This window comes from Ensifer sp. R1-3, assembly GCF_056739175.1.
This window is the reverse complement of the sequence record NZ_CP096515.1, coordinates 706,768-733,502: the sequence shown is the minus strand read 5'-3', so window position 1 is coordinate 733,502 and position 26,735 is coordinate 706,768. Positions and strand designations below refer to the sequence as shown.

The following is a 26,735-nucleotide window of genomic DNA, read 5'->3' as shown; positions in this document are numbered from 1 at the left end:
GCGGCCTTACGCGCAGCTCTTGCAGTGTCCGCGGATCTCGATCGTCGTCTTCTCGGTCTTGAACTCCTGCGCCCGCACGAGCGTGGAAAGCCGATCCTCGATCACCTCGTCATGAAACTCGGTCACCTGGCCGCAGCCTTCGCAGATGGTGAAGGCCGTGACGCCGTGGTCGTGCTCGTGTTCATGCGGGCAGCTGCAGGCCACGAAGGCGTTGAGGCTCTCCAGCCGATGAACCAGCCCGTATTCGAGCAGCTTGTCGAGTGCGCGATAGACCTGCAGCGGTGCGCGAAAGCCATTGTCGCGCAGCTTGTCGAGAATGGTGTAAGCGCTCATCGGACCGTCCGAATGGGCAAGCGCCCCCATCACCAGCGACTGGTTCTTGGTCAGTTGGGGCGTAACCATCAGTGATGTCCTCCATGCGAAGTATGCGGGGCGCTCTCGATCCGGCGGCCGACCGGCAGCAGACTCAGCACGAAAAGGACCAGCGCCGCAACCACGATAGACGGTCCCGACGGCGTATCCCAATGAAGCGAGCCGAAAAGCCCGCCGGCAACGGCGACCGCGCCGATCAGCGAGGCGCAGACAGCCATGACTTCCGGAGACGAGGCGAAGCGACGGGCGGTCGCCGCCGGTATGATCAGCAGCGAGGTGATCAGCAGGATGCCGACGATCTTCATGGCGATCGCAATCACCAGAGCCATCAGCAGCATGAAAAAGAACCGCGCCCTTTCGGGATTGAGGCCTTCCGCTTCGGCCAGCTCCGGATTGACGGTCGATGCGAGCAACGGCCGCCATAGATAGACGAGCGCGAAGATCACCAGAATGCCACCGCCCCAGACGATGTCGATATCGGCGCGGGAAACCGCGAGGATGTCGCCGAAGAGGAAGCCGACGAGGTCGATCCGGACCCAGGTCATGAAGGCGACGATGACGAGGCCGATCGACAGCGCCGAGTGCGAGAGGATGCCGAGCAGCGCGTCGGTCGAGAGCGCGCCGCGCTTCTGCAGGAAGAGAAGCAGCACCGAGACGACCGAGGCGACGATAAACACGCTTACCATGAGGTTGAGGTCCATGAGCAGCGAGAGCGCCACCCCGAGCAGCGCCGAATGCGCCATCGTATCGCCGAAATAGGCCATGCGCCGCCAGATGACGAAGCAACCGAGCGGCCCGGCGACCATGGCGATGCCAATTCCGGCGACGAGCGCGCGAATGAAGAAATCGTCAAGCATCGCGCTTCTCCGTCCCGTCGTAACCCTGGAGCCGCGCGTGATGGCCGCAGCCGCAGTCCGGATCGTGGTCATGAATGTTGTCGGCCTTTTCGTGATGATGATGGCCGTCGCCCGGGAAGCAGCTTTCGGTGATGCTGCCGTCCGCATGCAGCACCCGCCCGTCCGGGAGGTGCGTGTGGTCGTGGTGATGACTGTAGACTGCAAGCGCGCCGGCGGCACGGCGGCCGAAGAGTTTGAGATATTCCGGACTCTGGCTCACCACCTGCGGCGTTCCGCGACAGCAGACATGGCCGTTGAGGCAGACGACCGTATCGGTTTCCGCCATGACGATATGGAGATCGTGGGAAATGAGCAGGATGCCGCAGCCGGTGCGGTTGCGGATCTGCTTGATCAACTCGTAAAGGGCTATCTCCCCGGAAAAATCGACCCCCTGCACCGGCTCGTCCAGGACCAGCAGGTCGGGTTTGCGGGCGATAGCGCGGGCAAGCAGCGCCCGCTGGAACTCGCCACCCGAAAGGTGCTGTACCTCGGCCTTCGCCATGTGCAGCATGCCCGTCGCTGCGAGCGACTCCTCGATTTCCCGACCTTTAAGCGGCCCCGTCAGCGTCATCAGCCGCTCCACCGTCAAAGGCAGCGTCCAGTCGACCGCAAGCTTCTGCGGCACATAGCCGACCTTCAGCCCTGCGAGCCGCTCGACGTGTCCCTCATCCGGCTTGAGAACCCCGATCGCCGTTTTTGCCGTCGTCGACTTTCCCGATCCGTTCGGCCCTATGAGGGTGACGATCTCGCCGCGGCTGATCGAAAAATCGACACCGCGCACGAGCCACCTGCCGTTTCGCCGCACCCCGGCATTGGCGAGGCTGACCAAGGGCATCGTTTCTGGTGATCGGAAGTTCAACATCAAAAAGTTCCGGCTGGTGGTTGCCACTGGCTATCGCACACGTTATAGCATAACGCAATTGATGTAATAACATAACAACGCCGTTACAAGCAATGTCCGGCCGTAAAAGCCGGCTGCAGCCACCGCACAATTCGGAGATAACGATGAAATCGACGACTGCCCTCCTGTTCGCCTCGACGCTTCTCCTGGCCTCCCCCGTATTTGCGGAGGCGCCCAATGTGGTCGTCTCGATCAAGCCGGTCCATTCGCTGGTCGCCTCGATCATGCAGGGCGTCGGCGAGCCCTCGCTCATCGTCGAGGGCGGCGCCTCCCCTCATACCTACACCATGAAGCCTTCGAACGCCGCGGCACTGCAGGCGGCAAAGGTCGTGTTCTGGGTCGGACCCGGCCTCGAGGCGTTCCTCGACAAGCCGCTCGATACGCTCGGCACAGGAGCCCAGGTGGTCGAACTCGGCGAGGCTCCCGGGCTCTCGAAGCTGAAGTTCCGCGAGGGCGGCGCCTTCGAGGGGCACGATCACGGTGAAGAGGGCCACGGCGAGGAAGCGGGCCATGAGGGGCACGAGGATCACGGCGATGCCCATGCCGGCGAAGCGGACGGTGCCGAGCACGCCGATAAGCATGACCATCACGATCATGCCGAAGGCGAGTTCGACATGCATATGTGGCTCGATCCGATGAACGCCAAGGACATGGCGACCGAGATCGAGAAGACCTTGGCCGCGGCCGATCCGGCCAACGCCGCCACCTACAAGGCAAATCTGGAGAAGTTCAACGCGCGGATCGACGCTCTCGACAAGGGCCTTGCCGAGACGGTGGCTGCCGTCAAGGACAAACCTTTCGTCGTCTTCCACGATGCCTATCAGTATTTCGAAAACCGCTACCAGGTGCGCGTCGCCGGCTCGATCACCGTCAGCCCGGAGGTGCTGCCCGGCGCCGAGCGGCTCTCCGAGATTCGCGCGAAGATCAAGGAATTGGGCGCGACCTGCGTCTTCGCCGAGCCGCAGTTCGAGCCGAAGCTCGTCAGCGTCGTCATCGAAGGCACGCCGGCGAAATCCGGCACGCTCGATCCGGAAGCCGGCACCCTCGAGGCTGGACCGGATCTCTACTTCCAGATGATGGAAAACATCGGCGCTTCGCTGAAGGAATGCCTTTCTTCGGCGAGCTAGACTGACATGGAAGATGTAACGAGCCCGTCATTCCTGTATCCGTCATTCCTGTGCTTGTCACAGGAATCCAGTCGGCCCAGGTCCCTGGGCCGAGAAGACTCTCCCGCGCCACAGACGCGGCGCTACTGGATCCCTGTGACAAGCACAGGGATGAGGGAGAAATCGGAGTCCTTCAAAAGGAACACGTAAAGTCAATAAGCCGATGCAAGGCCTGCGATCACGCCCGTTGCGAGGCTGATCAGCAGAAAGTCATTGTCGACACGCACCCATTGCTGGCCCCGCGGCGGCGGCCGCAGCTTGTAGCGGCGGTAGTCACGGACATAGGCCATGTGGCGCCGCTCGGACGGGCTCAGCCTGTGGCCGCGCGCCCAGCGGTGCTTCTTGATGATCACGCGCTTTTCGACATGCTTCTCGACGTGTCGGTCGACGCGTTTCTCGACATGTCGATCGACGTGCCTGTGGCGATTGCGATCATGCGCCTGCGCAAGCTCGAAGGAGCCGGCCGGCTGAGCAAACGCCATCGGAGTGGCGAGGAATGAGCTTGCGACGAGCGCGATCAGAAGGCGTTTCATGGGGTTTCCCTTTCGTTATTACCCCCCGAAACTAAGCCTCCCTTCCTGAACCGAATATGAAGCCTGCCATTACAAATAAGTAATGATTACCGATGCTTATAAGAGTTACCTCATAAGCGTACGGCATTTCAAACGCTGAGCGCCTGGTAGCGGAACCGGTCGAAGTCGGCAGGCGCCGCGCAACCCGAGATGTCGAAAGCGAAAATGCCGGCGAACGCCCCCGTGAAGGAACCGTGCTCGCCGCGCCCGCCTTCGTCCGAAATCACGCCGGCGTCGAGCGCCGGCCCCATGGTCAGCCACTCTGCCTGGGCCGCTCCCCGCCAGAAGAACTGGAGATCGTTGTCTCTCACCTCCATGGCGAGTTGAACTGGACCGTCCGGTACGGCGAAACCGCTGCCGACCGGATAGGTCAACCGCCCGTTCGGAAAATCGCCCGGACAGGAGAGTATGGTGAGGACGCGTCCGAGGGTTTCGTGCCGTGTGACACCGAGGGCATGGAACTTGTGCCGGTTATAATAATGGGTCAGTCCCGCGACCTGCTGATAGGTATCGGGAGCGAAATCGACGACGGCTTCTGCGCGGAAGGAATGGTGTTCCTGCCGCCGCGCCACCAGCGCCTGCTCGAACCAGCTGCCGATGCTCTCGCGGCCGAAGAGCCGGAGATGCCCGGTCCGGGCGGCTAACGAGAAGATCCGCTCCGGGATCGGAGTGCGCAGCCACTGGAACTCCGGCGGAAGCACCTGCTCGTCGAAGTCCGTTTCAAAGAGGACGCGCTCAGCGACTGTTCCCGCGGCTCCCGGCGCGGGCACGGTCACCTCGGGAACCGGCCCGCCATTTTCGAGATAGAGCCAACTGTCCTCCCGCCAGACGCATTTCTGCAACGCAGTCTCGCGCCCGAGCGTGCAGCGTCGCTGCGGCGGCAGCGGCCGGCCGCAAAGATGCGTATGATAGGCCTGGCCGTCCGGCGTCTCGACATATTGCCCGTGCCCCGCCCGTTGCAGAGCTGCCTCCGGGTGATCCTTTGAGGTGATGAGATGAACATTCGGGTGCATCTCGTAAGGTCCGTCGATCGTGCGGGACCGCGCCATGCCCACGGCGTGGTCGTAACCTGTTCCACCCTCGGCGACCGTCAGGTAATACCAACCGTCGCGTTTGAAGAGATGCGGCCCTTCGACAAGGCCGAGCGGACTGCCGGCGAAGATGTTCTTCACCGGACCCACGAGCTTGCGGGTCCGCTCGTCCCATTCCTGCAGCAGGATACCGTCGAAAGCGGGGCTCTTGGGCGAGCCGGCGAAGCTTTCCGAGCGGTGGTTCCATTGCATGTTGAGAAACCATTTGCGGCCATCGTCGTCATGGAACAGCGACGGATCGAAGCCAGACGAATTGACATAGACCGGATCGGACCAGGTGGCCTCCACCGCTTCCGCCGTCACGATATAGTTGTGGGCATCCTTGAAGTTGCCGTCCAGGCGTTTGACGTCGGTGTAGACGAGCCAGAACAGCCCGTCGCAATAGGAGAGGCACGGAGCCCATACGCCGCAACTGTCGGGATTGCCGCGCATGTCGAGCTGACTTGCGCGCTCGAGCGGGCGGCGCACGAGCCGCCAGTTCACGAGATCGCGCGAATGGTGAATCTGTACACCGGGGTACCATTCGAATGTCGAGGTCGCGATGTAATAGTCTTCGCCGACCCGACAGATGGATGGGTCCGGATTGAAACCGGGCAGGATCGGGTTCCGGATCGTCGCGGTCATCTCTTGCATCTCCCTCTTCGCGGTGCCGCATCCAGCCCCATGCTCACCGTCTTTTCAAGACCTTTCACGCAGGCGCTCCCACACCGGCGATCCTGGCAGGTTGCCACCTCTCGAATCGCGTGAAATCCCCTGCACGGGCTTTATTTTCCACGAAAGCTGCGGCGGAACATCGGCGGGAATCGCGCTTGCGTGCCTAAGTTTTGATCATTCGCCGGCGGACTGTATTCGACTTTCGTCTGAGACCCCGCCCCTATCCCGGAAAATCGGCCGTCGCACTTGAAAGCAGGCTTGAAATGGGCACTCTGCCTGTGCTTGGCAAAAAAACAAAAACCATTGCGGGGAGGAACTCGATGAAACCGTTACTCGGCTTCAGCCGATTGATCGACGCCATTACCGAAAGGATCGGCAAGGCGGTCTCTTGGCTTATTCTGGTGGCCGTGCTCGTGAGCGCCGGCAACGCCGTCATCCGAAAAGTGTTCAACATGTCGTCCAATGCATGGCTGGAGGCGCAGTGGTATCTCTTCGGCGCGGCCTTCATGTTCGCTGCCGCCTACACGCTGAGCCAGAACGAGCACATCCGCATCGACGTCGTCTACGGAATGTTCTCGCGCCGCGTGCAGCACTGGATCGACCTCTTCGGGCACGTCTTCTTCCTGATGCCCTTCGTGGTTCTCATGCTCTATTACCTCGTACCCTACGTACGGATGTCCTATGTCTCGGGCGAGCTTTCCTCGAGCGCCGGGGGGCTCATCATATGGCCGGCGAAAGCGATCCTGCTGATCGGCTTCGTGCTTCTCGCGCTGCAGGGCGTTTCGGAAATCATCAAAAAAATCGCCATCATGACCGGGAACATGGATGATCCGACGCCTTACGTCCCAGCCCATGCACCGCTCGATGACGCCGTTGCGCCGGAGGCCCGTTCATGATCGAGTTCGTCGCTGAAAACCTGGCGCCGATCATGTTCGTGTCGCTGATCGTATTCCTTCTGCTCGGATACCCGGTCGCCTTCTCGCTCGCCGCCAACGGTCTCCTGTTCTTCATCATCGGCGTCGAACTCGCGCCTTTGTCCGACTCCATCAATCTTTCCTGGCCACTGCTGAACGCACTGCCGGAACGGTTCTGGGGGGTCATGTCGAACGACACGCTTCTCGCCATCCCCTTCTTCACCTTCATGGGCATAGTGCTCGAACGGTCGGGCATGGCCGAGGACCTTCTCGACACGATCGGCCAGCTCTTCGGTCCCGTGCGCGGGGGACTTGCCTACGCGGTCATCTTCGTCGGCGCGCTGCTTGCGGCGACCACCGGCGTCGTCGCAGCTTCCGTCATCGCGATGGGCCTGATCTCGCTGCCGATCATGCTGCGCTACGGCTACGACCGGCGCATTGCCTCCGGCGTCATCGCCGCCTCCGGCACGCTTGCGCAGATCATCCCGCCGTCGCTGGTGCTGATTGTTCTTGCCGACCAGCTCGGCCGCTCGGTCGGCGACATGTATGCCGGCGCCCTCATCCCCGGCCTCGTTCTGACCGGGCTCTATATGGGCTACATCCTGCTGATGACCTTCGTGAAGCGGCACTCCATGCCGGCGCTGCCTCTGGAGGCGCGCACGCTCGGGTCCGGCGTCACCTCGCTTGCGATCGCGCTCCTGGTCGCCTGCGCGATCGCCTATGCGGCCCACGTCTATCTTTCGCCGACGCAGGGCGAAAACGCGGACATCCTCGGCGCGACGGTGGGCATCATATTCATCTACCTGGCCGCCCTCGCCGACAGGACGCTCAAGATCAACGCGCTTTCGCGGCTGGCGCAACAGGTGATCATCGTTCTGATCCCGCCACTGGCCCTGATCTTCCTCGTTCTCGGGACGATTTTCCTGGGCATCGCCACACCCACCGAAGGCGGCGCCATGGGAGCCGTCGGCGCGCTCGTCATGGCGGCCGGCAAGGGCCGCCTCAACATGGAGGTCGTCCGCGCCGCACTCGCCTCCACGACGCGGCTCTCCGCCTTCGTTCTGTTCATCCTGATCGGCGCCCGCGTCTTTTCGCTCACCTTCTACGGCGTCAACGGGCATCTCTGGGTGGAGCATCTGCTGACGGCCTTGCCGGGCGGCGAAATCGGCTTCCTGATCGCCGTCAACGTGCTCGTCTTCTTCCTGGCCTTCTTCCTCGATTTCTTCGAGCTCGCCTTCATCATCGTCCCCCTGCTCGCGCCGGCGGCCGACAAGCTGGGCATCGATCTGATCTGGTTCGGCGTGCTGCTCGGCATCAACATGCAGACGAGCTTCATGCATCCGCCCTTCGGCTTCGCGCTCTTCTATCTGCGTTCCGTGGCAGCCAGGGTGCCCTATCTGGACAGGGTGACCGGCAAGATGATGCAGCCCGTGACGACCGGACAGATCTATTGGGGCGCCGTGCCTTTCGTCTGCATACAGGTCGTCATGGTTGCGCTGACCCTGATGTTCCCGCAGATGGTCCTGCATTATAAAGGCAGCGGCGCGGCGGTCGATCCGTCGACGATCAAGATCGAGGTCCCGGGCTTCGGCACCGGCGGCGGCGGTCTTACCCTGCCCGACAATGGCGGCGGCCTCGGCCTTCCCGGCGGCTTGCAACTGCCGGGCGGCAGTCCGCTCGACGGGGGTGGCCAGCAGCCGGCCCAACCGAATACGGCGCCTCAACAGAACAATCCGGCCCCCGATCTCAGCGCACCGCCGTCGTTCAACTAAGGCCCGTTGAGATTCGGGATACCCCCGGGGCGGCTTGTTTGATCTCCTCATCCCTGTGCTCGTCACAGGGATCCAGCCAGGCCAAGTCCTTGGGCTGAAAAAACATTTCCCGCGCCGCAGACGCGGCGCTGCTGGATCTCTGTGACAAGCACAGAGATGAGGGCCAGGAGAAACGCCATCACCGATTTCGCAGCAGCCGTCATAAACACCAGATGAATCTCAACAGGCCTTAAAGCGGGATGGAAAAGTATGTGCGAACGGAAGTTCAATTTGTTGAAGCATTTTACCGGTCATCGATTCGGTGAAACGAAGATGAGAACCGATTTCGTCAGGTGATAAGCAAAAAAAGAACCCCGAAGCACCGTCGCTCCGGGGTTCTTCATTTTGCAATCCAGTCCGCAGCTTCAGATCTTGCCGTTACGCTGCTGGATCATCATGAAGGTGTCGTAGTTGTATTCCGCAATCTGTGCGTTGAGGAAATACTCGGCGCGGAAGGCTTTGATCGATTCCCAGATCTTCTTGAATGGCGCGTTCGACGCTTCCATTTCCGCGTAGACCTTGTTGGACTCGTCGAAGCAGGCCGACAGGATTTCCGGGCTGAACGGGCTCAGCTTTGCCCCCGCCGCCACGAGGCGCTTGATCGCGGAGGGGTTGAGATAGTCGTACTTCTGCAGCATGTTCGCGTCGGTCGCCTGGCAGGCCGTCCGCAGGAGCGACTGATAGGCCTTCGGCAGGCCGTCGAAGGCTGCCTTGTTGAACATGGCATGCACGGTCGGGCCGCCTTCCCACCAGCCGGGATAGTAGTAATAGGGTGCGACCTTGTAGAAGCCGAGCTTCTCGTCATCATAGGGACCGACCCATTCGGCCGCGTCGATCGTGCCTTTTTCGAGCGCCGGGTAAATATCGCCGCCGGCGAGCTGCTGCGGGACGACGCCGAGGCGTTCCATGACCTTGCCGGCGAAACCGCCGACGCGCATCTTCAGGCCCTTCATGTCGGCAACGGTCTTGATTTCCTTGCGGAACCAGCCGCCCATCTGAACGCCGGTGTTGCCCCCCGGGTAGCCGACGAGGCCCTGGGTTCCGAGAAACTCGTTGAAGAGGTCGATGCCGCCGCCATGATAGTGCCAGGCGTTCATGCCGCGGGCATTGAGGGCGAAGGGCACGGCTGCGCCGAGTGCCCAGGTCGGATCCTTACCCCAGTAATAATAGGCGACCGTGTGGCACGCCTCGACGGTGCCGGCAGCCGCCGCATCCGCTGCCTGCAGGCCCGGGACGATTTCGCCGGCGGCGAAGACCTGGATCTGGAAATTCCCGTCGGTAGCTTCGGACACGTATTTCGACAGAACTTCCGCACCGCCATAGATGGTATCCAGCGATTTCGGGAAGGACGACGTCAAGCGCCAGGTGACCTTCGGATTGGTCTGCGCAATGGCCGGCGCAGCCAGCGCCGATGCAGCAGCCGCACCCAGGCCGCCGATGCTCGCATGTTTGATGAATGAACGGCGATCCATGGTTCCTCCCTGTTTCCCGCCACGAGCAGTCCGGCACGGATCGACCGCGCCACTGCCCGTCGAGCCTTCGTCCGCCCCGTCCGGGACGTCGCAAGGTCTCTTTCCTCCTCGTTATTGCCGGCAACGCTGAAGCCCGCGAAGGCTTTGCGCACCGCGGCACATGTGCACCATACATAATCGATAATGCATGTCCAGCGACCGTTTTGCGCCGTCTTCTTCGACTTTTGTATAAGACGCCGCAAGCGGTTGGAAGTTGCCCAAAATCGAGGCAAATCAATGCATTCGAGCCAATTCAGAGCTCGGCGGATTTGGCCCAGAGATTGACGTCGGCCTCGCGGGCGTAAAGATCGATCTCGCTCAGTTCCTCTGGTGTGAAAGTGTCGTTTTCCAGCGCCTTGACGCAGTCGACGATCTGTGCGGAACGGCTGGCGCCGATCAGCGCCGAGGTGATGCGGCCTCCGCGCAGCACCCAGGCGAGTGCCATCTGCGCAAGCGTCTGGCCGCGCCGTTCGGCGATGGCGTTCAGCTTGCGGATATTGTCGATGATCCCCGGACGGATGAAGTCCTTCTTGAGGAAGTGGTTCTGCGCGGCGCGGCTGTCCTCGGGAATGCCGTTCAGGTACTTCGTCGTCAGCATGCCCTGGGCGAGCGGCGAAAAGACGATCGAACCGATGCCGAGTTCCTCCAGCGTGTCGACGAGACCGTCATCCTCGACCCAACGGTTGAGCATCGAATAGCTCGGCTGATGGATGAGACAGGGCGTGCCCATCTCCTTCAGGATTACCGCCGCCTCGCGGGTACGCTGGGAGTTATACGAGGAGATGCCGACATAGAGCGCACGCCCCGAGCGGACGATGTGATCGAGCGCTCCGCAAGTCTCTTCGAGGGGCGTTTCCGGGTCGAAGCGATGGGAATAGAAGATGTCGACATAGTCGAGCCCCATGCGTTTGAGGCTCTGATCGCAAGAGGCGACAAGATATTTCCGGCTGCCCCACTCGCCATAGGGGCCGGGCCACATGTCATACCCCGCCTTGGACGAGATGATGAGTTCGTCGCGCAGGCCGGCGAAATCGCTGCGCATGATCTCGCCGAAGGCGATTTCGGCCGAGCCGGGCGGCGGGCCGTAATTATTGGCCAGATCGAAATGGGTGATGCCGAGATCGAAGGCCGTGCGGCACACGTCCACCTTGCGCTCATGCGGCGTGTCGCCACCGAAATTGTGCCAAAGACCCAGCGAAATCGCCGGCAGCTTCAAGCCGCTCCTGCCGCAGCGATTGTACTTCATCTTCTCGTATCGGTTTTCCGCCGGTTGCCAGGCCATGACTTATGTTCCTTCGTTCGCTTCGGTGGCCTTGAATACCCCTCCCCACAAGGGCCCTCAAGAGGGAGTAGATCGATAAAGGGCCCCTCATCCGCCTGCCGGCACCTTCTCCCCGCAGGCGGGGCGAAGGGGATAGCGGCAGCCGCTCGATCACCTCTCACACCGACAATAGCAGCAGGAAGCCGGCCGCTTGTCCCTTCTCCCCATCAAAATGGGGAGAAGGTGGCGGCAGCCGGATGAGGGGCACCGGCAAGGCCCGGGCAACCGGAGGAGGGTCAACGCAGAAGCAGGCTCAGCGCAACAACGCCCGCGCCTCTTCAATACCGAGCGCCGCCGGCTGAGTGCAGGTGGTCGACAGCGTGACGAAGCTTCCCTCCTCGCCGGATTTCAGGATCGACACCATCACGTCGACACCGTGCAGCGTACGTTCCAGCGAGCAGCGGGCATCGCGCCCCTTGAGGATCGCATCGGCCATATCCGCAAGCCCCGCCGTACGATAATTGGCGATCGGGCCGGGCGGATGGTCCCAGTTGTTGACGGCGAAGGGGTGCTCCCACATTTCGAGCGGCTGGATGTCCTTGTTCCGCCCGCTCGCCTCGACGGTGCCGCCGAAGAAATTCGGATCCGGAACGAAGAGCGACCCTTCGGTGCCATAAAGCTCCATGTTCGCATGACGATGCGCCCAGACATCCCAGCTTGCCGATAGCGTGATGGTGGCGCCGTTCCGGAACTCGAGCAGGGCATGAATGTTGGTGGGCGTCTTGACCGGGATAACCTCCCCGTTTCTGGGTTCGCTGGTGATGGTCCGCGTCGTGCTTGCCATGGAGGAGAGTGCGGCTACCCGTTTCACCGGTCCGATCAGGTTGATCAGGTTTGCTATGTAATAGGGTCCGAGGTCGAGCACGGGCCCGCCGCCCGGCAGGAAGAAGAAGTCCGGATTCGGATGCCACATCTCCATGCCCGGGCTCATGACGTGGCAGGTACCGGAGGTGACCTGCCCGATCTTGCCGGCGTCGATATAGGCGCGCGCAAGCTGATGGGCTCCACCCAGGAAAGTGTCCGGTGCGCAGCCGACGGTCAGCCCCTTCCCCGTGGCGATTTTCCTGAGCTCTTCGCCCTGCTCCAGCGAAAGCACCAGCGGCTTCTCGGAGTAGACATGCTTGCCGGCTTCCAGAATGGCTTTCGAGACCGGAAAGTGCGCCTCCGGGATCGTCAGATTGACAACGATGTCAACTTCCGGATTGGCGAGCAACGCATCGATGCTCTGCGCCGTGACGTCGAATTCGGCGCCCCGTGCTTCCGCCGCCGCCGGATTGATGTCGGCACAAGCGGCGATCCGAATGCCCCTAAACAGGGGGGCGAGCTTGAAATAGGTCGTGGAAATATTGCCGCATCCGATGATGCCGACACCAAGTTCTTTTGTCATGGGACTTATCCGTCGATCAGTAGGATTGAATCGAAGCCAGCGAGCGCTTGGCGAAACGCCTGAAGTCGCTGGGATTGTCGTGTTCGGCGACAAAGTATTTAACCGAGGTTCTGGAAAGCGCCTGGATCAGTGCCTTCCAGTCGAGCGTGCCCTCTCCGACGTCGGCCCAACCATCCTCGTCCGCTTTCTCGCCCTTAGGCGCGATGTCCTTGACGTGGACCGCCGTGATGCGGGTTGGATATTTGGAGATCCAGGCGAAGGGGTCTGCCCCGCCGCGCACGATCCAGGCGATATCCGCCTCCCAGGAAAGGTCCGGACCGCCGGCGAAAATCTGGTCGAGCGGCACCGAGCCGTCGGCGAGTGCATGGAACTCGAAGTCGTGATTGTGCCAGCCGAAGTCGAGCCCCGCATCGCGGAACGGCTTGCCGGCCGTCTGCAGCCGTGCCCCGAAGGCTCGCCATCCGCCCGCATCGCCCGGGCGCTGGTCCGGCATCAGGTAAGGGCAATAAATAGCGCGAATGCCGAGCGCCTCGGCGATCTCAAGCACGCGCGGAGCGTCGCTCTCCAGCATATCCAGGCCGAAATGCGCGGTCGGCATGGAGAGGCCGTTGCGATCGAGCCCTGCCTTGAAATCGGCGATCTCCGCGTCCGAGAGGGCCGCGTAAAGGGCACCGTAGCCTTCCACTTGTGTGTAGCCGGCAGAGCCGACAGCAGAGAGGACTTCGGCAAGGGGCGGAAAATTGCGGGCGCTGTAGAGCTGGAAGCTGACGTCTTTCATCGAAATCTCCTGGTGGTTTCGTTGGAACGGTTGCTTGGGAGTGCGCGTAAAAGGGGTCACCCTTTTCCCTGGCAGGATTCGAGATCGTAGGCGCTGAAGCGTGGGCTCGCGCCCGCGTCGAGCGCTATCCTCGGGGTGAAACGGATCGATTTCGTCTCGCCGGCGGTCAGATCGAATGCGTTGTCGGAATAGCGTCCCTCGACATCGGCCTCGATCATGACGTGCAGCGCCAGCCCGGCCGCCGTTACGGCGACATCGAAGGAACCGTCCGACCGAGGCACCGCCTCGATGGTCAGGCCGGAAGGCACGAGATCGAGCGCCTTATAGGTACCGTGGGCATAGTGTCCCTCGCCCGTTGCCCCGTTCGAAGCTTCGAAAGACCAGAAGAGCAGCGTGTCTGGCGGAATGTCCTTCGCGGCGACCGTCACGAGTGTCGACGCGCGATCGGCCGGGCACGTCCCCGCTGCGGCGAGCAGCCGCTGCCGATTGCCGTCGAGCGAGACCAGGAACGCCTGCAACTCGACCGTCGCCGGCTCGGCCGTGTCGTTCACCATCGAGAAGGCGATCTCCCGCCCATCCGCAGAGGGAATTGCGGCTACCGCAACCGGCTGGAAGAAGCGGCGCGCCATGTAGTGCATCGCCTTCCAATGTCCGCCGTAGTCGAGGCTCGACCACGACGCGACCGGCCAGGTGTCGTTGAGCTGCCAATAGAGCGTGCCCATGCAATGGGGCTTCAGCGACCGCCAGTAGTCGACGGCCGTCCGGATCGCGAGGCCCTGCTGGATCTGGCTCAGATAGACGAAGCTCGGAAAATCCTTGGGGAAGCGGAAGTAGCGGAACATCGTGCCGGCAATGCGTTCGTTGCCGCCGGCATTCTTCTGATGCGCCTCCATCACCGGCGAGGCGATATTGAGGTCATGCGCTTCGGCGAACTGCCGGATGACCGGCATCGAGGTGTAGGACTGGAATCCGAATTCCGAGCAGAAGCGCGGCCGCACGGTGCGGTAATTGTCGAAGGATTTGTTCTCGTGCCAGACGGACCAGTAGTGCATGTCGCCGGCGCCGTCGGCGTGCCAGGCGTCGCCGAAATCGAGGTAGCCGACGGAGGGGCTGGACGGCCACCAGATCGCTTCCGGGCAGGCCTGCTTCATCGCCGCCTCGACCGTCCGGTTCAGGCGATCGTACGAGACGAGATAGCGGTCGCGATCCCGGCGGCTCTCCTCGAACCAGGTAAGCGCGCCGACAAGCTCGTTGTCGCCGCACCAGAGCGCGAGGGACGGATGGGTCGAAAGCCGCCTGACCTGATAGTCCACTTCGGCCGCAACATTCTCCAGGAAATCCGGCGTCGACGGGTAGAGATTGCAGGCGAACATGAAATCCTGCCAGACGAGCAGACCGAGCCGGTCGCACAGATCGTAGAACCAGTCGGGCTCATAGAAGCCGCCCCCCCAGACGCGGATCATGTTCATGTTCGCGTCGACCGCCGAGCGAAGCAGGTCCTCGACACTTTCGGGCGTGACGCGCGACATCAGAGCATCCGCCGGTATCCAGTTGGCCCCGCGGCAGAAGATCTCGCGGCCGTTTACCCGGAAGGCGAAGCGGCTCCCCGCCTCGTCCTTATCGGTGACAAGCTCGATCGTGCGGAAGCCGATCTGACGCGTGACGGTTTCGCCGGGCACCTCCACCTTGAGCGTCGAGAACGCCTGGTCGCCGCTGCCGGCCGGCCACCAGCGCCTGGGCTCCTGCACCGTGAAGACATGGGTAAGGCGCGTTTCCCCGGCGCCGACCGCGCAATCCAGCCGCTCGCGCACGCCGTCGAGCATGAAATGGACCGGCACGATGCCGGGTTCACGGGCGAAGAGCTGGACCGTCACCTGCAGATCGACGGACCCGTCATCCAGCCACATCTGACGCGTGGTGACATGTTCGATGCGGGCCGTTTCCAGCCGGCAGAGCGCCAGCGAGCCGTAGATCCCGAGCGGCGCGATGGCGATATTCCAGTCCCAGCCGAAATGGCATTGCGGCTTGCGCAGCATGTTTCCGTTGGCGATCGGCGAATTGCCGTCGTGATAGGGCACGTAGAAGGGTTGCGCCGCCTGCCGCCGCGCTCCCTCGGCAATTGCCGAATGGAGCACGATGCGAATGCGGTTCTCGCCGGCGACGATCGCGCCCGATACGTCAGGCCGATAACGGCGGAAGCAATTCTCGGCCTGCAATACGAGTTCATCGTTGACGTAGACCGAGGCGACCGTGTCGATGCTTTCGAAGTCGAGATACCATCCCCCGTTCAGATCGTCGGCATCGATGACGACGGTGCGCTCGAGCACCCAGTCTTTCCGGGCGACCCACTGGACATCGGCCTCGTTTCGGCCGCGATAGGGATCGGCGATGATGCCGGCCCGCTGCAACGCGCTGTGCACGTCGCCCGGCAGCGCGATCGTCAGGGCGTGGCTGTTGTCGGCGGCGGCAAGCAGCCAATCGCCGGAAAGGTCGATACGGACGGCATCGCGGTTCGGGGTCTCGGAAGGCATTTCCATGGTCCATTCGTGCACCGGGCGGCCTGCACCGGCGCCGTTTCATTGATGCGGACCGAGTCTCGTATCCCGGTCCGCTTCGCGACTTGTCAGAGGCGGTTTTCACTCTCGGCGTCGAAAATCGACGCGACGCCCATGTCGAAGGAGAGGCGCACCGTGCTTCCCGGCGGGTAGCGCCTTTGGCCGGCAATCCGCACCGACATCGATTGGCCGGCAAATGTCAGCCATAGGAGGTTGTCCGCCCCCATCGGTTCCTCGATGTCGACGACCGCCTGATGCGTTGGCTCGCCGTCCCTCGCCTCGTCGACCTTCACGTGCTCCGGCCGCAGGCCGAGAACGACTTTCTGGCCCGGCTGCAGCCTGGTATGCGCCGGATAGGCGGTCACGTCGAAGGCGATGCCGCCGGCCCGAACGAAACTGCGTCCATCCTTCGCCTCCACCTCGCCGCGGAAGAAATTCATCGACGGCGAGCCGATGAAGCCGGCGACGAAGAGGTTCTCCGGGGCGTTATAGATCGTCATCGGATCGGCGAGTTGTTGGATCACGCCGCTTTTCATGACGGCGATCCGGTCGGCCAGCGTCAGCGCTTCGATCTGGTCATGGGTGACGTAGATCATCGTATTCTTCAGCGACTGGTGCAGGCGCTTGATCTCCACGCGCAGTTCGGAGCGCAGTTTGGCGTCGAGGTTCGACAGCGGCTCGTCGAACAGGAAGACGTCGACATCGCGCACCAGCGCCCGGCCGATCGCCACGCGCTGCCGCTGACCGCCGGAGAGCTCCGAAGGTTTGCGCTTGAGCAGCGGCTGGATCTGCAGGATCTCCGAGGCCCGCTTCACGCGCTTTTCGATTTCGGCCGGCGGGATCTTGGCGACTTTCAAGCCGAAGGAGAGATTCTTCTCAACGGTCATCTGCGGATAGAGCGCATAGGACTGAAACACCATGCCGATGCCGCGGTCCTTCGGCTCCTCCCAGGTGACGTTGCGGTCCTTGATGAAGATCTGCCCGTCGGAAACGTCGAGCAGCCCGGCAATGCAATTGAGCAGCGTGGACTTGCCGCACCCGGAAGAGCCGAGCAGGACGAGGAACTCCCCGTGATCGATGTCGAGATTGAGCCTGTCGAGCACGGTGACGGCGCCGAAGTTCAACGACAGGTCCCTGACAGATACGCTTGTCATGCTTGCTTATCCTTTCACTGCGCCGGCTGCGATGCCGCGGACGAACAGGCGGCCGGAGACGAAGTAGACCGTCAACGGCACGAGGCCGGTCAGGATCGTGGCCGCCATGTTGACGTTGTATTCCTTCACGCCCTGAACCGAATTGACGATGTTGTTGAGCTGGACCGTCATCGGGTAGTATTCCGGCCGGGTGAAGACCACGCCGAAAAGGAAGTCGTTCCAGATCCCGGTCACCTGGAGGATCATCGCAACCACGAAGATCGGCAGTGACATCGGCAGCATGATCTTGAAATAGATCGTCCAGAACCCTGCGCCGTCGACGCGTGCGGCCTTGAAGAGCTCCTCCGGCAGCCCGGCGAAATAGTTGCGGAACAGCAGCGTCAGGATCGGCATGCCGAATATCGTGTGCACGATGATCAGGCCGGTCAGCGTCCCGTAGACGCCCATTTCTCTGAGCACGATCACGATCGGATAGATCATCACCTGGTAAGGGATGAAGGCGCCGACGATGAGGATGGTGAAGAACAGATCGGCGCCCTTGAAGCGCCAGTTGGCGAGCGCGTAACCGTTCACGGAAGCGATTGCGATCGAGATGATCACGGACGGCACGGTGATGCGCACCGAATTCCAGAAGCCGCGGGAAAGCCCATCGCAATTGAGACCGGTGCAGGCCTCCGCCCAGGCTTTCACCCAGGGCTCGAAAGTGATCTCGAGCGGCGGAGCGAAGATGTTGCCGACGCGGATCTCGGGCATGCCCTTGAGCGATGTGACGATCATCACGTAAAGCGGCAGAAGATAGTAGAGCGCCACGACGATCAAAGTGCCGTAGACGATGATATTGCGGCGGGAGAGCGTCCGGCGCGGCTTTCTGCCGCGAGGCCCGGCCATGGGACCGCCGGGGGCAGTCTCGTAAGCCGCGGCCATGCTGTGATTGGCGATGTTATCCACGCTTGCGCCCTCCTCCGAACTCCAGATATGCCCACGGCACGATGATGATCGCGACGGTCACGAGCATCATGGTGGAGGCGGCAAAGCCCTGGCCCAGGTTCTGGGCCTGGAACATGTAGTCGTAGACGTATTTGGCGGGCACTTCGGAGGCGATGCCCGGGCCGCCGCTCGTCTGCGCCACGACGAGGTCGTAGACCTTGACGATGCCGCTCGCGATGATCACCAGAGTGGTGATGAAGACGCCGCGCATCATCGGGATGATGATCAGCACATAGGTCTTCCACATCGGGATGCCGTCGACCCGGGCCGCTTTCCAGATGTCCTCGTCGATCCCTCGCAACCCGGCCAGCATCAGGCACATGACGAGGCCCGTTCCCTGCCACAGCGCGGCGATGAGAATGCCGTATATGACGATGTTCGAATTGTAGAGCGGGTCGAAGGAGAAGCTCGTCCATCCAAAAGACCTGACGATCGACTGGATTCCGTATTGCGGATTGAGCAGCCATTGCCAGACGAGACCGGTGACGATGAACGACAGGGCGAACGGATAGAGCATGATCGTCCGGAACGTGTTCTCGAAACGGATCTTCTGATCCATCAGGGCGGCGAGGACGAAGCCGATCACCAGGCTGAAAACCAGCGAGAGGCAACCGAAGACCGCCAGATTCTGGATCGAGACCAGCCAGCGAGGCGCGGCCCACAGCCGCTCATACTGGTCGAAGCCGACGAAGGCGAGCCGCGGCAGGAGCTTGGAATTGGTAAAGGAGTAGACGACCGTCCAGGCCGTGCCGCCCACGAAGATGACCATGGCCGTGAGTATCATCGGGATAGAGGCGATCTTCGCATTCAGGTTTCGCAGCCACTGGTTCGGCCGCGCCGAGCCACGTGTTAGACCTGTCATGTTTCCTCCTCCGGATCTGCAAAAGGTTTTCTTGTGATGGGCACCGCGGAATGCGCCGGCGGCTCACGCCCATTTGCCGCCCTCGCCCGCCACGCCTGCGCCGACAAAAATCAGCGCAGGCGGCACGATTTCACCGTGCTCTCGGCGAGGGAAGATCAGCCCCGTCAAAGTGCGGGGCTTGGAGCGCCGCTCTCAATCCGCAGCGGCGATGATGTCGGCGAAACGCTTCTGCGCATCTTCCGGCGTCATGGAGTGGTTCGCGAAGAACTCGGAGAAGAGGTCCTCTTTCTGCTTCTGGCTGTCGGCCGACAGAAGCTGGTCCGTGCCCTGGATCACATTGCCCTTGGCGAGGATATCGAGGCCCTTCTTCATGCAGTCGTTCGCGGCCGCGAGATCGACGTCCCCGCGCACCGGCAGAGAGCCCTTCTTCAGATTGAAGGCCACCTGCGTTTCCGGCTTGAGCAGGGTCGACGCCAGCACTTCCTGCGCCTTCGACTTTTCCTCATCCTCCAGAAGCGGGAAGTAGAACGCGTCGCCGCCGGTCGAGATCACCTCGTTGACGCCGAGACCCGGAAGGCAGGTGTAGTCCACGCCGGCTTTCTGACCCGCAAGCTGGAACTCGCCCTGGGCCCAGTCCCCCATGATCTGTCCGCCGGCCTTGCCGGTGATGACCATGTTGGTCGCCTGGTTCCAATCCTGGACGTTGGTGCCCTTCGACATGCGGCGGGCATCGTCTGCAGCCTTGAAGACTTTGGCGATTTCAGGCCCGGCCGCCACTTCCTCATCCTTCTGGGCGAAGACCTTCTCGAAGTTCTCCTTGCCGGCGATCGCGACCATCAGCACGTCGAAGGCGCCGTTCGCCTGCCACGGCTGACCGCCGACGGCGAGCGGAACGATCCCGGCCTTCTCGAGCGCCGGTGCGGCTGCGACGAACTCGTCCCAGTTCTTCGGAACTTCGACGCCCGCCTGTTTGAAGGCGGCGTTCGAAAGCCAGAGCCACTGCCAGGAGTGGATATTGACCGGCGCGCAATAGATCTTGCCTTCGATCGTGCAGGAGTCGAGCAGGCTCGACGGCTTCACGATTTCCTTCCAATTTTCCTTGGTGGCGATATCGGTGAGATCGCGCATCAATCCCGCCTGCACCAGCTCTTCCGCCTGACGGCCATGGTTGAACTGGGTGGCGGCCATCGGGTCACCGCCGGTTATGCGGCTGATCATGATCGGGCGCGCCGTACCCCCGGAGCCGGCGATCGCGCCGTCGACCCACTTGTTTCCGGTTGCGTCGAAAGCCTTCGCAAGCTCGGCAACCGCGGCCGCCTCTCCACCCGAAGTCCACCAATGCGTGACCTCGAGATCGGTCGCGCTGGCAGCGCCGAAGGGCAAGGCAGCGGTTGCGCCCAAAGCGGCAGCTAGAAAACGTAAATTCATGAGTGTCCTCCCTCACTGTAACGTTGCCGTAAAAACTTAGATCAAAGAATTTCCCCGCGCAACACCTACAACGGCCAATTCACGATAAATGTGAAAATACAATTTTTGATAGCACATTCCTGTGAGAAAGGTATCGACGAAGCGTCTGGTCAGAGGCAAGGCTCTCAACGTGTTTTTCGAGGTAAGCTGTTAGTAACGCTGGGTCTTCCCATACTTTTCGTCTCGGAGGAGCCTTTAATGTCTTCCCATATGCGACATCGGCGCTCTCCGTGGCGGAACTCAACCTGCGGGTTGCGCCCTTCGCATTGCAGCAACGAAAATGCTCGACATTGCTACTGTATCGTTACAGATTTCCGGCTGAACATCGGCGTCGATGAATGTGGCCGGCAGCCGTATTTCGTATATAAGGCGGGGCGACGCGGCCGGCGGTTGAACGAGTGCGACGGGGGGCCGTGGTTCAGGAGAGCGGATTGGCGTGACGGGCATGGATGGCAAGACGAAGAACAGAGCGACGACGGCGGCGCCGGTCGAAGGCGGCAGACCGACCCTTAAGACGATCGCCTTCATGACCGGGCTCGGTGTCACCACCGTCTCGCGCGCCCTGAAGGATGCTCCGGACATCGGTGCGGAAACCAAGGAGCGCGTCCGTCTTGTAGCAAAACAGATCGGTTATCAGCCCAACCGCGCGGGTGTTCGCCTCAGGACGGGCAAGACCAATGTCATCAGTCTCGTGCTGACTCTGGAGGAAGAGATCATGGGCATCACCAGCCCCATGGTCATCGGCATCACCGAAATTCTCGCCGGCACGCAATACCACCTGGTCGTGACGCCTTACAGTTCGGCCAAGGATCCGCTCGGCCCGATCCGCTACATTCTCGATACCGGCGCGGCGGACGGGGTGATCATCTCCCGAACCGAACCCAACGATCCGCGGGTAACGCTACTAACCGAGCGCCACCTGCCCTTCGCCACCCATGGACGCACCGAGATGGGGCTGATCCATCCCTATCACGACTTCGACAACGAGCGCTTCGCCTACGAGGCGGTCCGAAAGCTCGTCGACCGCGGCAGGCGGCGGCTGGTGCTCCTCGAGCCGCCGCCGAACCTGACCTTCCATTCGCACATGCGCACCGGTTTCGAGAGGGGCGTGAGGGACTTCGGCGCGGAAGCCGTAAGCTTTCACCAGGTCAACATCGACCACAGCCTGGTGGCCATCCGTGATGCATTCGAGAAGCTGATGCGTTCCCCCGATGCCCCCGACGGTGTGGTTTCCGGCAGCGGCTCCGGCGCGATCGCGTTGATCGCAGGGATCGAAGCGGCAGGCAAGAAGGTCGGCGAGGACGCCGAAATGGTGTCGAAAGTGCCGAGCGACTTCCTGCGCTGGCTGCGTCCGGAAGTAATGACGATGTATGAGGACATCCGCATTGCCGGGCGCGAGCTCGCAAAGGCTGTGATCGGCCATATCGAAGGCCGCCCGCCGGAGACGCTTCAGAGCCTCAGCCAACCGGAATTCCAGCCGCCGATGGCGAGGTCGGCGGTATCGTAGGCCTGCCCGCCTGTTACCAGCGCCCCTCATTCCTGTGCTGTCACAGGAATCCAGCCAGTCCAAGTCCTTGGGCTGAAAAGACTCTTCCGCGCCGATGCAGCAGGGCTCAAATCCCAGCGGCAGGCCAGTACTTGTCGTCGGTAAAATCGCTTGGGATGGGATTGAGCTGCTCGAGCTTTCCGGCGACGAAATCGATCTGCATCTTCAGGTACTGGACAGGCCCTGGGATAGGCGCGCCGGTTGCCAGGCTCCGCACCCGCCACTGCTCATAGCCCGCCGCCTTTATGCGCCTCTCCGCCTCGTCGCGGATGGTTGCCGATCCGGCGGCCGTGACCTCCGCCGCCTTTCCCCCTTCGATCACTGTGAATTTCATGCCTGCCTTCTCGAATGGCTCCCTTATTGAGACCTTAAACGCCAGGGCTTGCCTGGACGTGTGGTTAGAGGGGCGGCCCAGCCGCCCGCTCTAAACTCATGCGGGCTCAAGCGTTCAGCCCGCTGCCCCACGGACCGTGATGGCTGTCTGCGCCATCGACACGGTCGAAACCGTGGGCGCCGAAGAAGTCGCGCTGCGCCTGGATGACGTTGGCCGTGCCGCGGCCGCGGCGGTAGCTGTCGAAATAGCCGAGCGCCGAGGCCAGCGCAGGCACCGGCAGACCGCCGAGGACGGCCGTCGAAACCACCCGTCGCAACGCGCCGTCGCTCTCCTTGACCATGGCAGCGAAGGCGGGGGTGACGATCAGGTTCGCGGCATCCGGTGCCTTGGTAAAGGCGGTGGTGATCTCGTCGAGGAACTGCGAGCGGATAATGCAGCCGGCGCGCCAGATCTTTGCGATCGTCGGCATCGGCAGGTTCCAGCCGAACTCCTTCGACGCCGCCGCCATCACTGCGAAGCCTTGCGCATAGGCGCCGATCTTGGCGGCGAGCAGCGCGTTTTCCAGGTCCTTGATGAAGCCGTCCCTGTCGGCCACCTTGATTTCGCCGACCGGCGGCAGACCGAGAACCTTTTCGGCGGCTTCCCGCTCTTCCTTCGCCGAGGAGATGCTGCGCGCTGCGACCGCCGCTTCGATTGCGGTCGCAGGCACGCCCATGTTCTGCGCCTCGATCACCGACCATTTGCCGGTGCCCTTCTGACCGGCCTTGTCGAGGATCATATCGACGATGGGCTTGCCGGTCAGCGGATCGGCGGCCTTCAAGACCTTCTCGGTGATTTCGATCAGGTAGGAGTTGAGCCGGCCCTTGTTCCAGGCGCCGAAGACCTCGCCGATCTCCTGTGCCGTCATCTTCAATCCGTCACGCAGGATCCCGTATATCTCGGCGATCATCTGCATATCGGCATATTCGATGCCGTTGTGGATCGTCTTGACGAAGTGCCCCGCCCCGTTCTCGCCGAGCCATGCGACGCAAGGGTCGCTATCATATTTCGCAGCGATCGAGGTCAGAACCTTCTCGACGCGCCGATAGGATTCTTCCGTGCCGCCGACCATGATCGAGGGCCCGTGGCGCGCGCCTTCCTCGCCACCGGAGACGCCCATGCCGATGAAGGTGAGACCCGAGTCCTTCAGCGCATCGAAACGGCGCATCGTGTCGCGGAAATTGGCATTACCCGCATCGATCATGATGTCGCCCTTGGCGAGATGGGGCTTCAGGGCCTCCATCTGCTGGTCGACCGGATCGCCGGCCTTGATCATGATGATGATCGGACGCGGCGGGCGGATGGCGGCGACGAATTCTTCGATCGTTTCGCAGGGGACGATCTGGTCCTTGAGTGCGCCGGCCTCAGCGTAGAATTTGCGTGTCGCGTCGACCGTGCGGTTGAAAACGGCGATCCTGTTGCCTTTCTCAGCGATGTTGAGCGCCAGGTTCGAGCCCATGACTCCGAGACCGATTAGGCCGATTTCCGCCTGTGACACGTGATTGCCTCCATTGGACAGGAGAGCCGGCAACGGGGCGCAATCGCGCGCGTGCCGGCCCTTCGAATTGATCTGCGCGTGTCTGCCGCCCCCCAAGGAAATCAGGGACCGGACGGCACGCGGCGGCGGAGGCTGTTTTGGCATTCAAATCGATTTACGACAAGCCGTTCCTGACAAAATCAAACCTTTTCCGACCCCTGCTCGACGCCTTGAACACGCGCCGGAAGGCACCCTCTACGCCCTCCTTCTGAATGCGTCCGAAGCGAATCCACGGGATATATCGCCTCATGCCCCGTGTTCTGCCCGATCCAGCCCCGCAGAGCCTTGATCTGAGTCGAGTTTGCGCCCTAATGCCGCACAATACGTCCGAGTCCCCCGCGCGACGGGAACGAGGGGCCGGCGCGCAACCTCCAATGCAATAGGAGCGAGGACCGTATGGATACGATCATCGGCTTTCTGAACACGATCTTCTGGGGCTATGTGCTCATCTATGGTCTGCTTGCGGTCGGCCTTTATTTCACGGTCCGGCTCGGCTTTCCCCAAATCGTTCATTTCTCCGAAATGTTCCGGGTCTTAAGCCGCGGCGGCAGCAAGGATGCGGCCGGGATCAGCCCCTTCCAGGCGCTTATGGTCAGCCTCGCCTCACGTGTCGGAACCGGTAACCTCGCCGGCGTGGCGGTCGCTCTTTATCTCGGCGGACCCGGCGCGACCTTCTGGATGTGGATCGTGGCGTTCGTCGGCATGGCGACCGCCTATGCCGAGAGCGCGCTGGCTCAGCTATACAAGATTCGCAACGAGGACGGGCAATACCGCGGCGGGCCGGCTTTCTATATCGCTCGCGGCCTCAATGCGCCCTGGGCGGCCACGATCTTCTCGGCCTGCCTCATCCTCTCCTTCGGTCTGGTGTTCAACGCCGTTCAGGCAAACTCGATCGCCGATGCGGTCCAGGGCGCCTTCGGCGTGCCCAAATTCGCAGTCGGCGTGGCCGTTGCCCTCCTCTCCGGCGTGGTGATCTTCGGCGGCATCCGCCAGATTGCCCGCGTCGCCGAGATTGTCGTTCCCTTCATGGCCGCGGCCTATCTGCTCACGGCCGTCTACGTGCTGATCGCAAATGCCTCGGCGGTGCCGGGCGTACTCTGGACGATCATCTCGAGCGCCTTCGGCTTTCAGGAAGCGGCCGGCGGCATCACCGGCGGGATTGCTGCGGCGATGCTCAACGGCGTCAAACGCGGCCTCTTCTCGAACGAGGCAGGCATGGGCTCGGCCCCGAATATCGCAGCCGTGGCGACGCCTGTACCGCACCATCCCTCGTCGCAGGGCTTCGTGCAGTCCCTGGGCGTCTTCATCGACACGATACTGATCTGCACCGCGACATCGGTGATGATCCTGCTTTCGGGTACGCTGGAACCCGGCTCCGGCATCACAGGAACACAGCTCACGCAGGCGGCGATGAGCACCCATATCGGCTCGGCCGGCACCTATTTCATCGCCATCGCGATCTTCTTCTTCGCCTTCACCTCGATCATCGGCAACTATTCATACGCCGAAAACGCGCTGACCTATCTCGGCGGGGGCAACCGACTCGGGCTTATGATCATGCGTTGCGCCACGCTGGCGATGGTCGTCTGGGGAGCCTACGAAAGCATTGCCACCGTTTTCGACGCGGCCGACGCCTCCATGGGTCTGATGGCGACGATCAATCTCGTCGCGATCCTGCTCCTTTCGGGGACCATCGCAAAGCTGACGAAAGATTATTTCGAGCAGCGTAAAGCGGGCGCCGTCCCGGTTTTCCACGCGGCCGACTATCCGGAGCTGCAGGGAAAGATCGACGGCGAGATCTGGTCGCGCGATTAGGGCCAGCTGGGATCGCCGAGGCACTCCTTGCCTCGGCGATCGGGCATTGACCGCGCAGGTTCGCCGGCGCAAAAGAGGGCAATGGGAACGTCCTGCCCCGCATATGACAAAGACCCCGGCGCCCCCGAACGGCTCCAGCAGGAGGCCAGGCAGAGGCTCGGCCCTCCCGCACTCGCGCAGACGAGCGGAATCTATCGTGAGCAGTCGCCCCCAGCGGCGCTCGCCTCCCACTTCAAATGCCTCTGGCTGCATCGCATGCCCGACGGCGCCCCCTCGACCATCGCCGTCGTACCCGACGGTTGCAGCGACATCATCTGGTCGTCGAAGGGGCTCGCCATCGTCGGTCCCGACAGGATTGCCGCCTTTCCCGAGCTTCCTGCCGGCGAAACCATCATCGGCGCTCGATTCCGGATCGGCGCGGCGGCGTCGTGGTTGCGGACGCCGCTCCGTGAAATGACCGGCCAAACGGTGCCGCTCCATCTGGTCTGGGGACCGGCTGCGAACGAGATCGAGGCGCGGATGCGGGATGCAGCGAGCACGCCGGAGCGGCTCGGTGTTCTTGCCGCGGCCCTGCTTGGACGTCTATCCGCCGCCGAGCCGCCGCCGCCGCCGGACATTGCGGCTTGCGTCGCACATCTCCAGGTCGGCCGGTCGACCGTGGACGATCCTATCCGGACCCTCGTCCATGAGATCGGCACCAGCGAGCGGACACTTCGCCGTCACTGCCACGAGCATCTGGGCTACGGCGCAAAGACCCTCGGCCGCATTCTTCGCCTGCAGCGCTTCCTGGCCGCCTGCCGCTCGCGGCCCGGGGACACGCTGGCAAATCTCGCTGTCGATGCCGGCTATGCCGATCAGGCCCATCTTGCCCGGGAGGCAAGAGGGCTCACATCCTTCACGCCGCGCGAAATCCAGCGGCAGTTGGCCGCGCGCTTCGGCATTGGCCGGGTTGAGAATTTCCGCACAACCACCTGATTCAAAAGACTTTGTCACGTCCATAGGCGACCGGCACCGTTAATCGGTTTCGAGCCTACGCGGCAAGATTGGCCGTTTCGTTCAAGACCA

22 protein-coding genes are annotated in these 26,735 nt (G+C 62.3%); 6 read left to right on the top strand and 16 right to left on the bottom strand.

Annotation, left to right across the window (positions count from 1 at the left end):
* Positions 1–6: 6 nt before the first annotated feature.
* The 3 genes from M1D43_RS03550 to M1D43_RS03540 are packed head-to-tail and all read right to left on the bottom strand — an operon-like array spanning position 7 to position 2,130.
* A complete protein-coding gene (locus M1D43_RS03550; RefSeq protein WP_003536852.1) occupies positions 7–402 on the bottom strand; it encodes a Fur family transcriptional regulator in 396 nt (131 codons plus the stop codon).
* Positions 402–1,229 carry a zinc ABC transporter permease subunit ZnuB gene (znuB, locus tag M1D43_RS03545; protein WP_010969555.1) on the bottom strand — a complete coding sequence of 276 codons (828 nt, stop codon included), beginning with the start codon at positions 1,227–1,229 and terminating at the stop codon, positions 402–404. The genes M1D43_RS03550 and znuB overlap by 1 nt, the downstream gene beginning before the upstream one ends.
* Positions 1,222–2,130: a metal ABC transporter ATP-binding protein gene (locus M1D43_RS03540; RefSeq protein WP_153313352.1), complete on the bottom strand. Its 909-nt coding sequence runs from the start codon at positions 2,128–2,130 to the stop codon at positions 1,222–1,224. The genes znuB and M1D43_RS03540 overlap by 8 nt, the downstream gene beginning before the upstream one ends.
* Before the next feature lie 143 nt (positions 2,131–2,273).
* On the opposite strand from M1D43_RS03540, the gene znuA reads away from it, so the two are divergent.
* Positions 2,274–3,296, top strand: a complete 1,023-nt coding sequence (gene znuA / locus M1D43_RS03535; RefSeq protein WP_153313353.1) for a zinc ABC transporter substrate-binding protein ZnuA — start codon at positions 2,274–2,276, stop codon at positions 3,294–3,296.
* Between the two features lie 191 nt (positions 3,297–3,487).
* Here znuA and M1D43_RS03530 read toward each other — a convergent pair whose 3' ends face one another.
* Both M1D43_RS03530 and M1D43_RS03525 read right to left on the bottom strand, forming a co-directional pair.
* A complete protein-coding gene (locus M1D43_RS03530) occupies positions 3,488–3,868 on the bottom strand; it encodes an RcnB family protein (RefSeq protein ID WP_153313354.1) in 381 nt (126 codons plus the stop codon).
* Between the two features lie 128 nt (positions 3,869–3,996).
* Positions 3,997–5,622, bottom strand: coding sequence for a glycoside hydrolase family 43 protein (locus M1D43_RS03525; protein ID WP_153313355.1), 1,626 nt, complete (start codon positions 5,620–5,622; stop codon positions 3,997–3,999).
* Between the two features lie 350 nt (positions 5,623–5,972).
* Here M1D43_RS03525 and M1D43_RS03520 point away from each other — a divergent pair, with 350 nt between their 5' ends.
* Together M1D43_RS03520 and M1D43_RS03515 are read left to right on the top strand one after the other, a co-directional pair.
* The gene (locus tag M1D43_RS03520; RefSeq protein ID WP_010969560.1) at positions 5,973–6,548 is read left to right on the top strand and encodes a TRAP transporter small permease subunit; all 576 of its coding nucleotides are present in this window, start codon (positions 5,973–5,975) and stop codon (positions 6,546–6,548) included.
* The gene (locus M1D43_RS03515; RefSeq protein WP_013844582.1) at positions 6,545–8,338 is read left to right on the top strand and encodes a TRAP transporter large permease; all 1,794 of its coding nucleotides are present in this window, start codon (positions 6,545–6,547) and stop codon (positions 8,336–8,338) included. The genes M1D43_RS03520 and M1D43_RS03515 overlap by 4 nt, the downstream gene beginning before the upstream one ends.
* 404 nt (positions 8,339–8,742) lie before the next feature.
* On the opposite strand, the gene M1D43_RS03510 is transcribed toward M1D43_RS03515, so the two are convergent.
* The 9 genes from M1D43_RS03510 to M1D43_RS03470 all read right to left on the bottom strand — a co-directional run bounded on the left by M1D43_RS03510 (position 8,743) and on the right by M1D43_RS03470 (position 20,360).
* The gene (locus tag M1D43_RS03510) at positions 8,743–9,849 is read right to left on the bottom strand and encodes a TRAP transporter substrate-binding protein (RefSeq protein ID WP_010969563.1); all 1,107 of its coding nucleotides are present in this window, start codon (positions 9,847–9,849) and stop codon (positions 8,743–8,745) included.
* A 292-nt stretch (positions 9,850–10,141) separates the two neighbouring features.
* Positions 10,142–11,170: an L-glyceraldehyde 3-phosphate reductase gene (gene mgrA, locus M1D43_RS03505; protein WP_153313356.1), complete on the bottom strand. Its 1,029-nt coding sequence runs from the start codon at positions 11,168–11,170 to the stop codon at positions 10,142–10,144.
* 292 nt (positions 11,171–11,462) lie between these two features.
* Complete coding sequence (locus M1D43_RS03500) at positions 11,463–12,596, bottom strand: Gfo/Idh/MocA family protein (protein WP_153313357.1); 1,134 nt, start codon at positions 12,594–12,596, stop codon at positions 11,463–11,465.
* Positions 12,597–12,612: 16 nt separating this feature from the next.
* Complete coding sequence (locus tag M1D43_RS03495; protein ID WP_153313358.1) at positions 12,613–13,374, bottom strand: sugar phosphate isomerase/epimerase family protein; 762 nt, start codon at positions 13,372–13,374, stop codon at positions 12,613–12,615.
* 56 nt (positions 13,375–13,430) lie between these two features.
* Complete coding sequence (locus M1D43_RS03490) at positions 13,431–15,905, bottom strand: beta-mannosidase (protein ID WP_153313389.1); 2,475 nt, start codon at positions 15,903–15,905, stop codon at positions 13,431–13,433.
* Between the two features lie 92 nt (positions 15,906–15,997).
* On the bottom strand, positions 15,998–17,083 hold the full coding sequence (locus tag M1D43_RS03485) for an ABC transporter ATP-binding protein (RefSeq protein WP_003536815.1): 1,086 nt from the start codon (positions 17,081–17,083) through the stop codon (positions 15,998–16,000).
* A 6-nt stretch (positions 17,084–17,089) separates the two neighbouring features.
* Positions 17,090–18,031: a carbohydrate ABC transporter permease gene (locus M1D43_RS03480; protein WP_003536825.1), complete on the bottom strand. Its 942-nt coding sequence runs from the start codon at positions 18,029–18,031 to the stop codon at positions 17,090–17,092.
* Entirely contained in the window at positions 18,024–18,932 is a 909-nt protein-coding gene (locus M1D43_RS03475; protein ID WP_015007683.1) for a carbohydrate ABC transporter permease, read from the bottom strand. The genes M1D43_RS03480 and M1D43_RS03475 overlap by 8 nt, the downstream gene beginning before the upstream one ends.
* Positions 18,933–19,124: 192 nt before the next feature.
* The gene (locus tag M1D43_RS03470; RefSeq protein WP_003536827.1) at positions 19,125–20,360 is read right to left on the bottom strand and encodes an ABC transporter substrate-binding protein; all 1,236 of its coding nucleotides are present in this window, start codon (positions 20,358–20,360) and stop codon (positions 19,125–19,127) included.
* A gap of 484 nt (positions 20,361–20,844) precedes the next feature.
* Between M1D43_RS03470 and M1D43_RS03465 the strand changes: the two genes are divergently transcribed.
* Positions 20,845–21,906 carry a LacI family transcriptional regulator gene (locus M1D43_RS03465; RefSeq protein WP_003536828.1) on the top strand — a complete coding sequence of 354 codons (1,062 nt, stop codon included), beginning with the start codon at positions 20,845–20,847 and terminating at the stop codon, positions 21,904–21,906.
* 106 nt (positions 21,907–22,012) lie between these two features.
* Here M1D43_RS03465 and M1D43_RS03460 read toward each other — a convergent pair whose 3' ends face one another.
* Positions 22,013–22,279 (bottom strand): hypothetical protein, encoded by a 267-nt coding sequence (locus M1D43_RS03460; RefSeq protein WP_028011938.1) that lies wholly within the window; start codon positions 22,277–22,279, stop codon positions 22,013–22,015.
* A 106-nt stretch (positions 22,280–22,385) separates the two neighbouring features.
* Positions 22,386–23,816 carry an NADP-dependent phosphogluconate dehydrogenase gene (gene gnd / locus M1D43_RS03455; protein ID WP_010969572.1) on the bottom strand — a complete coding sequence of 477 codons (1,431 nt, stop codon included), beginning with the start codon at positions 23,814–23,816 and terminating at the stop codon, positions 22,386–22,388.
* Between the two features lie 435 nt (positions 23,817–24,251).
* On the opposite strand from gnd, the gene M1D43_RS03450 reads away from it, so the two are divergent.
* Positions 24,252–25,670, top strand: coding sequence for an alanine/glycine:cation symporter family protein (locus M1D43_RS03450; RefSeq protein ID WP_153313360.1), 1,419 nt, complete (start codon positions 24,252–24,254; stop codon positions 25,668–25,670).
* Between the two features lie 81 nt (positions 25,671–25,751).
* Positions 25,752–26,645, top strand: coding sequence for a helix-turn-helix domain-containing protein (locus M1D43_RS03445; RefSeq protein ID WP_153313361.1), 894 nt, complete (start codon positions 25,752–25,754; stop codon positions 26,643–26,645).
* Positions 26,646–26,735: the final 90 nt, after the last annotated feature.

What these genes read in the sequence shown, in the direction of transcription:
- M1D43_RS03550 (WP_003536852.1), bottom strand. Translation starts at nt 402, where the DNA reads ATGGTTACGCCCCAACTGACCAAGAACCAGTCGCTGGTGATGGGGGCG.
- znuB (WP_010969555.1), bottom strand. Translation starts at nt 1,229, where the DNA reads ATGCTTGACGATTTCTTCATTCGCGCGCTCGTCGCCGGAATTGGCATC.
- M1D43_RS03540 (WP_153313352.1), bottom strand. Translation starts at nt 2,130, where the DNA reads ATGTTGAACTTCCGATCACCAGAAACGATGCCCTTGGTCAGCCTCGCC.
- znuA (WP_153313353.1), top strand. Translation starts at nt 2,274, where the DNA reads ATGAAATCGACGACTGCCCTCCTGTTCGCCTCGACGCTTCTCCTGGCC.
- M1D43_RS03530 (WP_153313354.1), bottom strand. Translation starts at nt 3,868, where the DNA reads ATGAAACGCCTTCTGATCGCGCTCGTCGCAAGCTCATTCCTCGCCACT.
- M1D43_RS03525 (WP_153313355.1), bottom strand. Translation starts at nt 5,622, where the DNA reads ATGACCGCGACGATCCGGAACCCGATCCTGCCCGGTTTCAATCCGGAC.
- M1D43_RS03520 (WP_010969560.1), top strand. Translation starts at nt 5,973, where the DNA reads ATGAAACCGTTACTCGGCTTCAGCCGATTGATCGACGCCATTACCGAA.
- M1D43_RS03515 (WP_013844582.1), top strand. Translation starts at nt 6,545, where the DNA reads ATGATCGAGTTCGTCGCTGAAAACCTGGCGCCGATCATGTTCGTGTCG.
- M1D43_RS03510 (WP_010969563.1), bottom strand. Translation starts at nt 9,849, where the DNA reads ATGGATCGCCGTTCATTCATCAAACATGCGAGCATCGGCGGCCTGGGT.
- mgrA (WP_153313356.1), bottom strand. Translation starts at nt 11,170, where the DNA reads ATGGCCTGGCAACCGGCGGAAAACCGATACGAGAAGATGAAGTACAAT.
- M1D43_RS03500 (WP_153313357.1), bottom strand. Translation starts at nt 12,596, where the DNA reads ATGACAAAAGAACTTGGTGTCGGCATCATCGGATGCGGCAATATTTCC.
- M1D43_RS03495 (WP_153313358.1), bottom strand. Translation starts at nt 13,374, where the DNA reads ATGAAAGACGTCAGCTTCCAGCTCTACAGCGCCCGCAATTTTCCGCCC.
- M1D43_RS03490 (WP_153313389.1), bottom strand. Translation starts at nt 15,905, where the DNA reads ATGCCTTCCGAGACCCCGAACCGCGATGCCGTCCGTATCGACCTTTCC.
- M1D43_RS03485 (WP_003536815.1), bottom strand. Translation starts at nt 17,083, where the DNA reads ATGACAAGCGTATCTGTCAGGGACCTGTCGTTGAACTTCGGCGCCGTC.
- M1D43_RS03475 (WP_015007683.1), bottom strand. Translation starts at nt 18,932, where the DNA reads ATGACAGGTCTAACACGTGGCTCGGCGCGGCCGAACCAGTGGCTGCGA.
- M1D43_RS03470 (WP_003536827.1), bottom strand. Translation starts at nt 20,360, where the DNA reads ATGAATTTACGTTTTCTAGCTGCCGCTTTGGGCGCAACCGCTGCCTTG.
- M1D43_RS03465 (WP_003536828.1), top strand. Translation starts at nt 20,845, where the DNA reads ATGGATGGCAAGACGAAGAACAGAGCGACGACGGCGGCGCCGGTCGAA.
- M1D43_RS03460 (WP_028011938.1), bottom strand. Translation starts at nt 22,279, where the DNA reads ATGAAATTCACAGTGATCGAAGGGGGAAAGGCGGCGGAGGTCACGGCC.
- M1D43_RS03450 (WP_153313360.1), top strand. Translation starts at nt 24,252, where the DNA reads ATGGATACGATCATCGGCTTTCTGAACACGATCTTCTGGGGCTATGTG.
- M1D43_RS03445 (WP_153313361.1), top strand. Translation starts at nt 25,752, where the DNA reads ATGGGAACGTCCTGCCCCGCATATGACAAAGACCCCGGCGCCCCCGAA.